This is a genomic window from Pseudomonas edaphica (assembly GCF_005863185.1).
In the GTDB taxonomy this organism is placed as follows: domain Bacteria; phylum Pseudomonadota; class Gammaproteobacteria; order Pseudomonadales; family Pseudomonadaceae; genus Aquipseudomonas; species Aquipseudomonas edaphica.
On record NZ_VBVZ01000160.1, the window covers coordinates 1 to 11,614 of the forward strand.

The 11,614-nt window shown below is 60.1% G+C and carries 11 protein-coding genes and 2 pseudogenes; 8 read left to right on the forward strand and 5 right to left on the reverse strand.

The window, feature by feature from the left end; all coding sequences use genetic code 11:
- The first annotated feature begins 100 nt into the window (after positions 1 to 100).
- Both FEM54_RS12810 and FEM54_RS12815 read left to right on the forward strand, forming a co-directional pair.
- Entirely contained in the window at positions 101 to 1,048 is a 948-nt protein-coding gene (locus FEM54_RS12810) for a hypothetical protein (RefSeq protein ID WP_138451206.1), read from the forward strand.
- A gap of 106 nt (positions 1,049 to 1,154) precedes the next feature.
- Complete coding sequence (locus tag FEM54_RS12815) at positions 1,155 to 1,535, forward strand: helix-turn-helix domain-containing protein (RefSeq protein ID WP_017137866.1); 381 nt, start codon at positions 1,155 to 1,157, stop codon at positions 1,533 to 1,535.
- On the opposite strand, the gene FEM54_RS12820 is transcribed toward FEM54_RS12815, so the two are convergent.
- The 4 genes from FEM54_RS12820 to FEM54_RS12835 form a co-directional block, all read right to left on the reverse strand.
- Positions 1,465 to 2,022 carry an AAA family ATPase gene (locus FEM54_RS12820; protein WP_138451208.1) on the reverse strand — a complete coding sequence of 186 codons (558 nt, stop codon included), beginning with the start codon at positions 2,020 to 2,022 and terminating at the stop codon, positions 1,465 to 1,467. The genes FEM54_RS12815 and FEM54_RS12820 overlap by 71 nt on opposite strands.
- A 54-nt stretch (positions 2,023 to 2,076) precedes the next feature.
- A complete protein-coding gene (locus FEM54_RS12825; protein WP_138451210.1) occupies positions 2,077 to 3,594 on the reverse strand; it encodes an amidase family protein in 1,518 nt (505 codons plus the stop codon).
- Between the two features lie 125 nt (positions 3,595 to 3,719).
- Positions 3,720 to 4,373 (reverse strand): hypothetical protein, encoded by a 654-nt coding sequence (locus FEM54_RS12830; RefSeq protein ID WP_240792738.1) that lies wholly within the window; start codon positions 4,371 to 4,373, stop codon positions 3,720 to 3,722.
- A 194-nt stretch (positions 4,374 to 4,567) separates the two neighbouring features.
- Positions 4,568 to 5,626 carry an MBL fold metallo-hydrolase gene (locus tag FEM54_RS12835; protein ID WP_017137870.1) on the reverse strand — a complete coding sequence of 353 codons (1,059 nt, stop codon included), beginning with the start codon at positions 5,624 to 5,626 and terminating at the stop codon, positions 4,568 to 4,570.
- A 140-nt stretch (positions 5,627 to 5,766) separates the two neighbouring features.
- Between FEM54_RS12835 and FEM54_RS12840 the strand changes: the two genes are divergently transcribed.
- From FEM54_RS12840 to FEM54_RS12855, 5 genes and pseudogenes are all read left to right on the forward strand, one after another.
- Positions 5,767 to 6,393: a TetR/AcrR family transcriptional regulator gene (locus FEM54_RS12840; RefSeq protein ID WP_017137871.1), complete on the forward strand. Its 627-nt coding sequence runs from the start codon at positions 5,767 to 5,769 to the stop codon at positions 6,391 to 6,393.
- 190 nt (positions 6,394 to 6,583) lie between these two features.
- A complete protein-coding gene (locus FEM54_RS12845; RefSeq protein ID WP_017137872.1) occupies positions 6,584 to 7,642 on the forward strand; it encodes a diguanylate cyclase in 1,059 nt (352 codons plus the stop codon).
- Between the two features lie 263 nt (positions 7,643 to 7,905).
- Positions 7,906 to 8,676, forward strand: a pseudogene (locus FEM54_RS35090) (PAS domain-containing protein); the annotation flags it as partial.
- 114 nt (positions 8,677 to 8,790) lie between these two features.
- Positions 8,791 to 9,225, forward strand: a pseudogene (locus FEM54_RS35095) (methyl-accepting chemotaxis protein); the annotation flags it as partial.
- 78 nt (positions 9,226 to 9,303) lie between these two features.
- Positions 9,304 to 9,822, forward strand: coding sequence for a DUF1003 domain-containing protein (locus FEM54_RS12855; RefSeq protein WP_099550475.1), 519 nt, complete (start codon positions 9,304 to 9,306; stop codon positions 9,820 to 9,822).
- A 204-nt stretch (positions 9,823 to 10,026) separates the two neighbouring features.
- Here FEM54_RS12855 and FEM54_RS12860 read toward each other — a convergent pair whose 3' ends face one another.
- A complete protein-coding gene (locus FEM54_RS12860) occupies positions 10,027 to 10,905 on the reverse strand; it encodes a LysR family transcriptional regulator (protein ID WP_138451212.1) in 879 nt (292 codons plus the stop codon).
- Between the two features lie 80 nt (positions 10,906 to 10,985).
- Here FEM54_RS12860 and FEM54_RS12865 point away from each other — a divergent pair.
- Positions 10,986 to 11,614: CTP synthase C-terminal region-related (seleno)protein (locus FEM54_RS12865; protein WP_138451214.1), on the forward strand; the 629-nt coding region annotated here is incomplete at its 3' end.

The following is an 11,614-nucleotide window of genomic DNA, read 5'->3' on the forward strand; positions in this document are numbered from 1 at the left end:
ACACTCAGCTATCGCAGGCAAGCCAGCTCCCACATTTTGCTCTCCGTAATGTCTGGTATTTGCGTAGTATCCAGCCATTCATCTCACGGACCCGAGCCCCATGAAATTCGACACGGCCTACAGCCTGAGTCTCGACGACAAGCTGTCGATCTACGACGTTCGAGACCTGAATTTCGACGAAACCGCCGACTTCGACTCCGACAAGGACAGCTTCCTGTGCCCCAACGATGAATGCCGCGCAGCATTCGAAACGGGCAATACGCTGAGCACGTTCAACGCGAAAAACGTCAATTATCAGCGCACGCCGCATTTCAAGAACAAGACCAGCACCCGGCATATCGACGGCTGCCGCTATGCCAGCACGCACAAGTCTGCAACGGGTGAAAGCGACGACGAGCGCGAGGACAACTTCCCATCCGAATTTGTACTGACGCGGCGTCAATACGAGCGCAACACTGCGCTTGTCGGCAGCGAGGGAAGAGCCCCACAAGATTCGGCGAAGGCGCCTTCGACAAGTACCCGTTCATCCCACATCAGCAGCGACACAACCCCGGACAAAACCAGCGTCTTCGCACACCCGGTCGAGTGCTATGTGTCGAATATCGACGACAAGGACAAGCTCAAGTCAATGCCGCTGAAGGTGGGTGAGCACACCGCGACCTACTGGACGTTTTTCAAGAAGATCGAATACCTGCAAGACAACAAAGGCCTGATCTACTGGGGCAAGATCAAAGCGATCAAGGATTACACCAGCAGCTTTCGCATCGACTTCGAAAAAAAGGTGTGGCTCGACAAAAAGCCTTATTCAGTGAATGTCTACCTGAGCAAAAAACTCATCGAGAACTACCGCAAGCGCACGGCGTTCCTGGAGCAGATCAAGGCGGCCGCCAGTAGCGAACGGGCCTTGTATTGCTTCTTTTACGGGGTGACGCCAACGCTTAAACAGGTGCCGAGCAAGAAGAACCCCGAGCAGACATTCGGTGTGTTCAGCGCCAATATCGAGAACCTGGACCACTTGATCATTCGTGAGGCGCCGGGGTTGGAGTAATGGCCTCATAAGAAGGCATCGAAAAAATCCAGTTGATGAGCGGTACAAACAACTGTACAAAAACACAGTATAGTTTGCCTTTCCCCGTCGAACCTGGAGAAACCCCATGTCCTCTCTGGCAATGAGCTCTTTCGTAGAACAGCAGATCGTCCTGCACCAATTTACCGCCAAACACAGCGCACAGGCCCGTGTGATGCTGGGCTGGAGCCGTGAAGACCTGGCCCGCCAGGCCGGGCTGGCGGTGGAGGTGGTTCAGCGTTTTGAAAGCCTGGGTGAGGTGGAGGATGAAGCTCGGTTAGCCCTCGCGTTCCGGCTGGAGGCTGAAGGCCTGGTGTTTTTTCCAGGGTTTGCCCCGGGCTGGGGGATGAGCGCACGCAAGTTTGCAGCCGCCCCTGCCGAGCTCGCGGCACCTGGCCTCATCTCGCGGTTGATGGGCTCAGCAGCGGCATCAAATGACTCACCAACGCCTCAGCCGAATGGTGCGTAGAGTCCAACCGAAACACCGGGCAGGTCAGCGGTTTCAACCAGCTTTCATGCCGACGCAGGCTGCGTAGGCTGTGGTTGCCGCCGTCGTAACGGGCGGCCCAGGCCAGGAATGCGATGCTGTTGGCGTGGCGGCTGCCGCCCTCCAGGATCTGTTCGCCGTAGCGTTGCACTTCGCGCAGTTGCAAGCGGTGCAGGCGCACATGTGGGTCCAACCGCAGGAAGACTACGTGGGTGAACTGCGCGATCATCGCATCGCCCCAGCCGCACAGTGAGCCGGACAGTACCCAGCCCTCAAGGCCGGCACTCTGTTCCTGCAACAGGCGGATGCGTTCATCCTTGGGCCGGGCGACCGTGAAAGGCTCTGACGTTTGTTGCCAGTAGAAATAGTCAGAGTCGAAATAGGCGACGCCCAGGCGTTTGGCCAGAGCCTGGCCCAAGGTCGAGGTGCCGGCACCTGCAGCGCCGATAATGTGTATTTTGTAGGCCATGCTTGCTCTCCATGGCTTTGAGTGTAATACGCGAGGTTTGCAGCACGCAGCACGTCATTTAAAGCTCGGGTTTACACCGGCTTGGGCCGCCTGCTCGTACCCATAAGCCACTGCCAGCAAGGTGGGTTCCGACCAGCGAGTACCGAAGAAGTAGGCACTGGTAGGCAGGCCGTCCTCACTCGCCCCAGAAGGTACGGTGACCCCTGGGTAACCTGCTGCGGCAACCCCGAAGTAACTGTTGGTATCGTAGTCCGACACTATGGCATGCAGGTTTTTCTCCTTGATCGGGTCATCCACGCTGCTGCGAAAATCCTGGATAAGCGCGTCCCACAGCGTTTTGCGTTGCTGCGGTGTGAGAGTGGCTGCGTTGACCTTCTTGAGTACAGATTGGTGATCCGTCTCAGAACCATCACGGGTTTCATTAAATGTTATCAACTCGGCCAATGATGTGACCGGCAGGCCCGGACGCTTGGCCAAGTAGGCATTCAGTTCTTCCCTTACATCCGAGAGCAACAGTTCGTCGTAGCGTGAAGCATCTGCCAGCCGCAGGTTGATCGGTAACAAACTAGCGCCTTGCTCACGAAGTACTTCCAGTGTCTTGCTAAATTGCGGGCTGTTGTCCACCGGCAAACTTTCACCATTGAACGTAAAGGTCGCGGGATAACCGATACGTTTGCCCTTCAACGCGCCTGGCACCAGCAGTTTGGTGTAGTCGATGCCTTGAGGGGCGCCCAGGCTTTCGGGATCGCCAGGGTCACTGCCGGACATGGCATTGAGCATCAACGCAACGTCATACACCGAGCGAGCCATGGGGCCGGGTGTGTCTTGTCGGCGGCTGGCGGGAATAATCCCGTTGCGATCCAACAAGCCAACGCTGGGTTTGAGCCCCACCACACCATTGAGCGCCGCCGGTACGATGATCGAACCATTGGTTTCTGCACCGACCGCCAGGGGTGCCAGCCCGGCCGCTATCGCTGCGGCAGACCCCGAACTGGAGCCACCGACGTCGGCACCCGCACGGTGAGGGTTAAGGGTTTGCCCTCCCCGGCTACTCCAGCCATCGGGGCCACCGCGAAAGCCGGCCAGTTCGCTCATGTTGGTTTTACCCAGGATCACCACCCCTTGCTTGATGAGGTAATCGACAAGAGCAGCATTCTTGCCGGCAGCCGCCCCCACAAGACCAAACGCACCTGCACTGGTTTGCATGCCAGTCGTTTCGATGGTGTCCTTGAGCAAAATGGGTACGCCATGCAACGGGCCACGCACCTTGCCACTGACGCGTTCACGGTCCAGTTCGCGCGCGACCTCGAGTGCCTCAGGGTTGAGTTCGATGACGGAGCACAGTTGAGGGTCCAGCGTGCGGATACGCTCTTGCAGGAAGTTCACCAGATCAACCGCCGTAAGCCCGTGCGGCCGAGCCATTTGTTCGCCCAGCTCGCGAACGCTTGCGTATGCAGTCTCTGGCGCCACGGGCTTTGCAGCCATTGGCGTTTCTACTACAGGCGAGGTCTGCGCCGGCAAGGTTTGCGCAGCCTGGCGGATCATCGAATAGATGCCGTAAGCAACCGTCATAAAGGTCTCTCCTGAGTTCAGAATTCATGCGGGATCAAGTCCGCCATTCTAAAAACCCCAGGTGTTAAAGACCCTCAGGCAGTCTCTGCTCACATCGTAGGAGGGTTCAGCACTTCCTGTAGTTGTTACGAGTTCTTTGACGCGCAGGCGCTGACCTGGCGATAGGCATGCAACAACAGCGGCAATGCATCACGCGACCATTGTGCGCCGTAAAACCACAGTTTCGCCCCATCTCCCAACGGTTCGCAAAGCGACGGATAGCCGCTGATGCAGGCACGATGAAACGCGACGCTCTCACTGCCAGAAACCAGCGCATCCAGGCGATGCGCGGTCATGAGGTCGTCGATTTCATTGCTTTGCAGGGAAAATTGCAGGCTGCTGTCTTCACGACGCGCGTCCACTGGCACCAAGTGCGCACCGGCCTGGCGCAGAAGGTCGAAGGCTGCACACAAGGCTTCGCTGTGTTCGACGGCCTCGCGATGACCGCCTTGCACATAGCGGTCAGCGAACCCGATACGCCAACCCGATAGCATCTGTGAAGCGGTGAAGCTGGTGTTGTTCAGTACCAGGGGGACTTCCACCATGACCGGCCCAGTAGGGTCGATACCGCTTAAAGCTGCGAGTGATAACGCGGGATCCCGCGCAGGTCTTGCCGGTAGGGCCGGCGCGTTGTAGCCAGGAATGGGCGCCGCGCCAACCACTTGCGCCGCGCCGAAGACGATACCTGCGCGGCTCAGATTCTCGGGTTTAGCATGAACGGACTCGGCCGCGGGCTCCACGCTGCCCGCCTCCTCCGTCACAGGCAAGGAAAGCCCTGGGCGACACGGCATCCCTGATCGCCAATGCTCCCTACAGTTTTTTTCCATCAAAACCCGACCTCCGACAATTGATTGCGCGGGATCATCGCACTCTCATCTGGCGTTTGTCGCAGTCCTGAAACACCCTGAAAATCCTTTTTCCAGGCGGCAACGTTTCAACCCGCTGCGTGTTCTTTTACACCTTGAGTTTCCACCTCCAGCCACCACGCATGCCCGCGCTCCGGCTGGCTAAGGCTGAACGCCTGCCCCATCGCCGGCGTGGTAATCGCCACGTTGCGCTCCCAGGCCAGGGCCATGATGCGATCGAACGGTTCGTGCCAGGCGTGGAAGGCCAGGTCGAAAGTGCCGTTGTGGATCGGTAGCAGCCAACGGCCTTTGAGGTCGATGTGTGCTTGCAGGGTTTGCTCAGGCTGCATATGCACATGGGGCCAGTCGACGTTGTAAGCACCTGTTTCCATCAGCGTCAGATCAAACGGGCCGTATTGTTCACCGATGCGTGTGAAGCCGTCGAAATAACCGGTGTCGCCGCTGAAAAAGATCCGCCGCGCGCCGTCGATCATCACCCAGGAACACCACAAGGTCTGGTTGCCATCAAACAGGCCACGCCCGGAAAAATGCTGGGCCGGAGTTGCGATAAACCGGATGCCCTCGACTTCGGTACCTGCCCACCAATCCAGTTGCCGGACTTTGCTGGCATCCACACCCCACTTGACCAGCGTGTCGCCCACGCCCAGCGGCGCAAGAAAATAGCGGGTCTTGTCGGCCAGTTGGATCACCGCGTTGCGGTCAAGATGGTCGTAGTGATTGTGGGAAAGAATCACCGCTTCCAGAGGTGGTAACTCTTGAAGGCTGATCGGCGGCTGATGAAAGCGCTTTGGCCCAGCCCAACTGAAAGGCGAGGCACGTTCGGCAAATACCGGGTCAGTGACCCAGAACTTGCCGCGCATTTTCAGCAGCACAGTGGAATGCCCCAGGCGAAACACACTGTGATCGGGTGCTGCCAACAACTGCTCACGCGTCAGCGGTTGCACCGGGATCTTGCCTACCGGGCGTGTGCTGCGTGGTTTGTTGAACAGCATGTTCCAGAAAATGCGCAAGGTTTTGCCAAAACCACCGTGCTGCACTGGAGCATCGTTGCTGAATTGCCCTGGCGCTTGCTCGGCGGTCTTTGGCGCAGCCGGCGCGGGGTCGAGACGGGTTGAAATCGTGGCCATTGCAGAGTGACTCCGGGGTCGGCTCATAAAAGACACTGCGAAGACTAACTACACTGCACAGTGTAGTTTCTAGATTGCAACAAAACCCTGAGCAAGTAAACTACCGAGTGTAATTTCCTTTTAGAGCCTTAGAGCCGACCATGACTGCACCTCTGCGCCTCACCGATCGTAAACGCGAAGCCATTGTGGCAGCCGCTATTACCGAGTTCCGCGCGAATGGGTTCGAGGTCACCAGCATGGACAAAATCGCCGCCACCGCCGGCGTTTCCAAGCGCACGGTGTACAACCACTTCCCCAGCAAGGAAGAGTTGTTTGCCGAAATCCTCCACCAGTTGTGGGCCAGCAGCGTTGCCCAACTGGACGTGAGCTACGCCAGCGACCGCCCGCTGCGCGAGCAATTGCGCGGGCTACTGGAGGCCAAGATGCTGATGATGTCGGACGCCAACTTCCTCGACCTGGCCCGTGTCGCGATTGCCGCCACCATCCATTCGCCGGAACGCGCACAAGACATGGTCAACCGCCTGAGCAAGCGCGAAGAAGGCTTCACCCAGTGGGTGCGCGCCGCGCAGGAAGACGGCCGGCTGTCCTGCACCGACCCCGCCTTCGCCGCCCACCAGATACAAAGCCTGCTCAAGGCATTCGCGTTCTGGCCGCAGATCACCCTGGGCCAACCTGTGCTCGACGCCGCCTGCCAGGCCAGCGTGATCGAGTCAGCCATCGACCTGTTCCTGGCCGGTTACGAAGTGCGCACACCAAGGCCGCAGTAAACCCTGTTACAGACGCGACATTCCAGGTCGCTTTTGGCGTATTCCCACGCTGTGCTGCGCAAATGGCCTGGAAGGACACTGATTATTCCCACGCGAATAACTGACAATATTCACCGTTAATATCCGATCAACGGTTCTACCCGCTGACGCACGTTGTCGTACCCGCAAAACAGAGCTGACCCGGAACACTATGGAAAACAGACGAGGCAAAGGGCTTTCATTTGCCAGACGTATCTACAAGCCAAGGATCATCGGCCTGGGTATCGGTTGTATCAGTGTGGCCGGCGCCCTTTATCCCCTGGCGATGCCGGGCTGGGTGTGGGCGTTCCTGCTGTTCAATGGCTATGCCTGGGCGCATGTGGCGTATCAGCTCTCGACCCGTTCGCAGTTTCCCTATCAGGCTGAACAGCGCAACCTGCTCTATGACTCGTTGTTCGGTGGTTTCTGGGCCGCCGCCACCCAGTTCACGCCCCTGACGGCCGTGACCGTGCTGTCGATGATGACCATGAACAATGTCGCGGCCGGCGGCAAACGCCTGTTTCTGCGCGGGCTGCTGGCGCAAGCGGCAGGTACCGCGGTGGCGTGGGGTTTGTTCGGGGTCAAGTTCAACCCCAATGTCAGCCTCAGCCAGGTCTACACCTGCCTGCCGATGCTGACGCTCTACCCGATGGCCATCGGTATGGTCTGCTACCAACTGGCGATCAAGCTCTCGGAACACAAACGCGCCCTCAGCGCCCTGAGCCGTATCGACAGCCTTACCGGCCTGCTCAACCATGGCTCGTGGAAAGACCTGTTGAACCTCAAGTTCCATAAGTGCCAGCAGCAAAGCAGCCACGCCACTATCGCGCTGATCGACATCGACCACTTCAAGCAGATCAATGACACCTACGGCCATATCGTCGGTGATGCGGTGTTGCGCCAACTCAGCCAGGAGTTGCGCCTGCACCTGCGGGAAAACGACTTGGCCGGCCGCTATGGCGGCGATGAGTTCTGTGTGATTTTGCCGCAAATGCCGCTGGAAGAAGCCGCAAAAGTCATGGAACGCATGCGCGAAACATTCGGCAACTATCGTAATGCCCAGATCCCGGAGTTGCGCGTGAGCCTGAGCATTGGCCTGGCTGACTTCCAGCCACTGTTCAGCGATGCCGCGATGTGGCTCAACGCGGCGGACCGTGCGCTGTACACAGCCAAGGAAACCGGGCGTAACCGGGTGAATGTCAGCGATTACGTGGTCGCCCATTCCGCTTGAGTTGTCCGATAACACCTCGTCTGAATCTTCCGCCCGCGCCTCGCAGCGATAGCATAATGCCGCCACTGGTCGCCTGCCCAAAAATGGTCCTGCCCTAACGGCGAACTTCTTGGCAGGCTGATCACTCTGAACCCCTTGTTCCGCCCCCTCTGTCAGCACCAGGAAGCTGACAATGAGCAAGTCAACCGTAAGGCCCAGGGCCATACGGGGTCAGGCGCCTATTCATGGATACCTCTGACGCGTGCTTCCCCGAGCCCTCGAACATGCTATTTAACGCCCATAAAAAAACCATCAGTACCCTGCAATACACCAATGCCCAGCAGGCCAGCCTTCTCGACGCGATTGAGCGCTCCATGGCCGTTATCGAGTTTGACCTGCAAGGCAGCGTGCTGCGTGCCAATGACAACTTCCTCAAGACCATGGGCTACCGCGCCGAGCAGATCCTGGGCCAGTCACACCGGATGTTCTGCACACCCGCGTTCGCCCGCAGCGCCGAGTACAACCAGTTGTGGACGAACTTGCGCAATGGCCACTTCCAGTCCGGCACCTTTGAGCGGCTGGCCGGCAATGGCCAGTCAGTATGGTTGGAAGCGAGCTATAACCCGGTGCGCGATGACACGGGCCAAGTGATCAAAGTGGTGAAGTACGCCATGGATGTCACCCCGCGCCTGCAGGCCGAAAGCGAAGCCAACGCCAAGCTGGGCGCCATCGACCGTGCCATGGCAGTGATCGAATTCAACCTCGACGGCACCATCATCACCGCCAATGACAATTTTCTGCAGCGCATGGGCTACAGCCTGGCGCAGATCCAGGGCAAACATCACCGCATGTTCTGCACACCGGAGCTGGCCAACAGCGCGGCGTATACCGAGTTCTGGAAACGCTTGAACCAGGGCGAACTGTTCAACGGCCAGTTCGAGCGCGTTGATAAACACGGCCAGACCCTGTGGCTCGAAGCCAACTACAACCCGGTGTACGACGCCAGCGGGCGCCTGTGCAAAGTGGTCAAGTTCGCCTCTGACGTCACCGCCAGGGTGCAACAGCACGCAGCCGACGCCGCCAGCGCGGCCCAGGCTTACCATATTTCCCTGAATACCCGGGATGTGGCGGAAAAAGGCGCCGACGTGATTCAGCAAACCGCCAGCGGCATGCGCGAAATCGCTGCAGACATCGACACCTCCTCGCAACTGATCGCCAAGCTGGGTGAGCGTTCGCAGCAGATCACCGCCATCGTCAACACCATTCGCGGGATCGCCGACCAGACCAACCTGCTGGCCCTCAACGCCGCCATCGAGGCGGCACGCGCGGGTGAGCAAGGCCGTGGTTTTGCCGTGGTGGCTGACGAGGTGCGGCAACTGGCAGCCCGCACCAGCGGCTCGACGGCGGAAATCTCCAGCATGATCGCGATGATCCAGGACGAGACCCGCCAAGCCATCGAGAGCATGGACAGCACCCGCGACCGCGCGGCGCTGGGGGTCGACCTGGCGAACCGCGCAGGCACGGTGATCCTGCAGATTCGCGAAGGCACCACCGAGGCGGTGCAAGCGGTGAGCGCGTTCGCCAACGAGCGCGGCAACACCTGACCGGTTCTTCATGTGTGTGTGTCGGGGGGCGCGGTCTATAGTGCTAGCTTGTCTTAACGCTTAGGATCCGAGCCCGCCATGACCCCCGACAAGCCAGACGCCGTACCTGTCGATCACCTGCGCTTCCACCGCGGCCACGCCCATCTGGCGCCGACCTTTGGCAACGACACCTTTGCCCTCAAGGCCGAAGCCTTCGCACGCTTCTTTGGCACGCCGACCTTTCTCGGCGCGCAAACCGCGATCGTGGTGGTGTGGGTGGTGCTCAACATCACCGGCGTCACGCATTTTGACGTGTACCCGTTCATCCTGCTCAACCTGGCGTTCAGCCTGCAGTCGGCTTACGCCGCGCCGCTGATCCTGCTGGCCCAGACACGCCAGGCCGCCCGCGACAAAGCCCAGTCCGACGCCGATGCGCAACACCGCGAAGCCCTGGCCATTGCCAATACCGAACGCCAGGCCCAGGCCGCGCAAACCACCAAACAGTTACTGGAGTTGCTGGAGCAGAACACCCGGCTGACGGAAATGACCAAGCAACTGACCGAGCGTATCGAGACGTTGACGTGCGAGATGCATGAGCAGTTTGTGCGAAAACCCTGAGACGTTTACCCAGAGGAACTCTCCTGGGGCTGGCAAGCGGGCTTGTTGTGGCGAGCGGGCTTGCCCCGCGTTGGGGCGCGCAGCGGCCCCAAAACCAGACGCCGCGGTTTTTGCTTTAAGTACCGCATCGACTTTACTGGGGCTGCTGCGCAGCCCAACGCGGGGCAAGCCCGCTCGCCACAACAAGCCCGTTCGCCACAATGCTCAAGGCAGCCGAATATGCCGCCCCAACTCATCAAACAAGGTCACCACCGAGCGCAGTGCCCGGCAGTCCGGGCGTGTCAGCAGCCATAGCGCCGTATCACGCCCCGCCAGCGCGGGGCCGAGTGGTTGCAAACCGTCCTCCAACAGAAAGTCCGGCAGCGCCGCCACGCCCAGCCCTGCGCGTACCAGTTCGGCCACGGATAACATGCTGTTACAGCGATAACTGGGACGCACACCCGGTAGGTGCTCACGCCGCCAGGCCACGGTGGAGTGATTGGGCAAAAAGTCATCCGGCGCGATCCACGCCAGCTCGGCCAACTCACGCCCCTGGTTTTGGCGGGCATAACCCGCGCTCGCGCACACCTGATAGGCCACGGTGCCCAGTCGGCGGCCAACCAGATGCTCCGGCGGCGTCTTGGTCAGGCGCAGCGCAATGTCCGCGTCGCGGCGGCTGAGGTTGGCAAAATCATTGGACGTGCTCAACTCCAGGGTCAACGCCGGGTAGGCCGGCATGAACTGCGCCAGCGCCGGTAGCAGCAACCCCTGTAGCACCGAGTCGGTGCAGGTCAGGCGCACGGTGCCGCTGATTACTTCACCACCCTGCTCCACCCCGATGCGCGCCGCTTCCAGCGCTTGCTCGGCCTGTTCGGCCTGCTGCGCCAGGTGGCTGGCCAAACTGGTGGGCAGGTAGCCGGCACGGCTCTTTTCGAACAGGGTCTGGCCCAGGGCCGCCTCCAGCCGTCGCACGGCACGGAACACCGTGGACACATCCACCCGCAGCAGCGCCGCCGCCCGCGCCAAGGTGCCGCCACGCACCAGCGCGAGAATCAGCGACAGGTCCGGGTAATCGAGCTGATAGTGCGTGGCTGCATGGAGCATGTGGGCAAACGCCAATTTTGATTGCGTGAGCGCCAATCTATAGTGCGCCTCAGGACACCACAAGCCATGGGAAGTACACAATGAAAACCACCCCTCTGCACCTCGCCCTGATCGGTGATTACAACCCCGACGTAACGGCCCACCAGGCCATCCCCGTGGCGCTGCAACAGGCTGCCGACGCCTTGGGCCTGAACGTGCAGTTGCACTGGCTGGAGACCGACTCGATCACCCCGGCCACCGAACTGCATGCCTTCGACGGCTTCTGGTGCGTGCCCGCCAGCCCCTACCGTGATGCCGACGGCGCACTGCGGGCGATTCGTTTTGCCCGCGAGCAAAAACGCCCATTCCTGGGCACCTGCGGTGGTTTTCAACACGCGGTCATCGAATATGCCCGCAACGTGCTGGGCTGGGCGGATGCGGAGCATGGCGAACTGGCGCCCGAGGCCAGGCGCGCGGTTATCACGCCGCTTGCGTGTTCCTTGGTCGAAGCCACCGGCAGCATCCGCCTGGCGCCCTACACGCGTATCGCCGAGGCTTACGCCAGCCTGGAAACGGAGGAAGGCTACCGTTGCAGCTACGGCATCAACCCCGAGTTCGCCCAGGCATTACTCGAGGGCAACCTGATCCCCAGCGGCCACGATTCGGCGGGCGATCTGCGTGCCGTCGAACTGCTGGGCCATCCGTTTTTCGTCGCCACCCTGTTTCAGCC

Excerpts from the sequence above, each read along its gene's own strand:
- FEM54_RS12810 (WP_138451206.1), top strand. The coding sequence starts at position 101 with ATGAAATTCGACACGGCCTACAGCCTGAGTCTCGACGACAAGCTGTCG.
- FEM54_RS12815 (WP_017137866.1), top strand. The coding sequence starts at position 1,155 with ATGTCCTCTCTGGCAATGAGCTCTTTCGTAGAACAGCAGATCGTCCTG.
- FEM54_RS12820 (WP_138451208.1), bottom strand. The coding sequence starts at position 2,022 with ATGGCCTACAAAATACACATTATCGGCGCTGCAGGTGCCGGCACCTCG.
- FEM54_RS12825 (WP_138451210.1), bottom strand. The coding sequence starts at position 3,594 with ATGACGGTTGCTTACGGCATCTATTCGATGATCCGCCAGGCTGCGCAA.
- FEM54_RS12835 (WP_017137870.1), bottom strand. The coding sequence starts at position 5,626 with ATGGCCACGATTTCAACCCGTCTCGACCCCGCGCCGGCTGCGCCAAAG.
- FEM54_RS12840 (WP_017137871.1), top strand. The coding sequence starts at position 5,767 with ATGACTGCACCTCTGCGCCTCACCGATCGTAAACGCGAAGCCATTGTG.
- FEM54_RS12845 (WP_017137872.1), top strand. The coding sequence starts at position 6,584 with ATGGAAAACAGACGAGGCAAAGGGCTTTCATTTGCCAGACGTATCTAC.
- FEM54_RS12855 (WP_099550475.1), top strand. The coding sequence starts at position 9,304 with ATGACCCCCGACAAGCCAGACGCCGTACCTGTCGATCACCTGCGCTTC.
- FEM54_RS12860 (WP_138451212.1), bottom strand. The coding sequence starts at position 10,905 with ATGCTCCATGCAGCCACGCACTATCAGCTCGATTACCCGGACCTGTCG.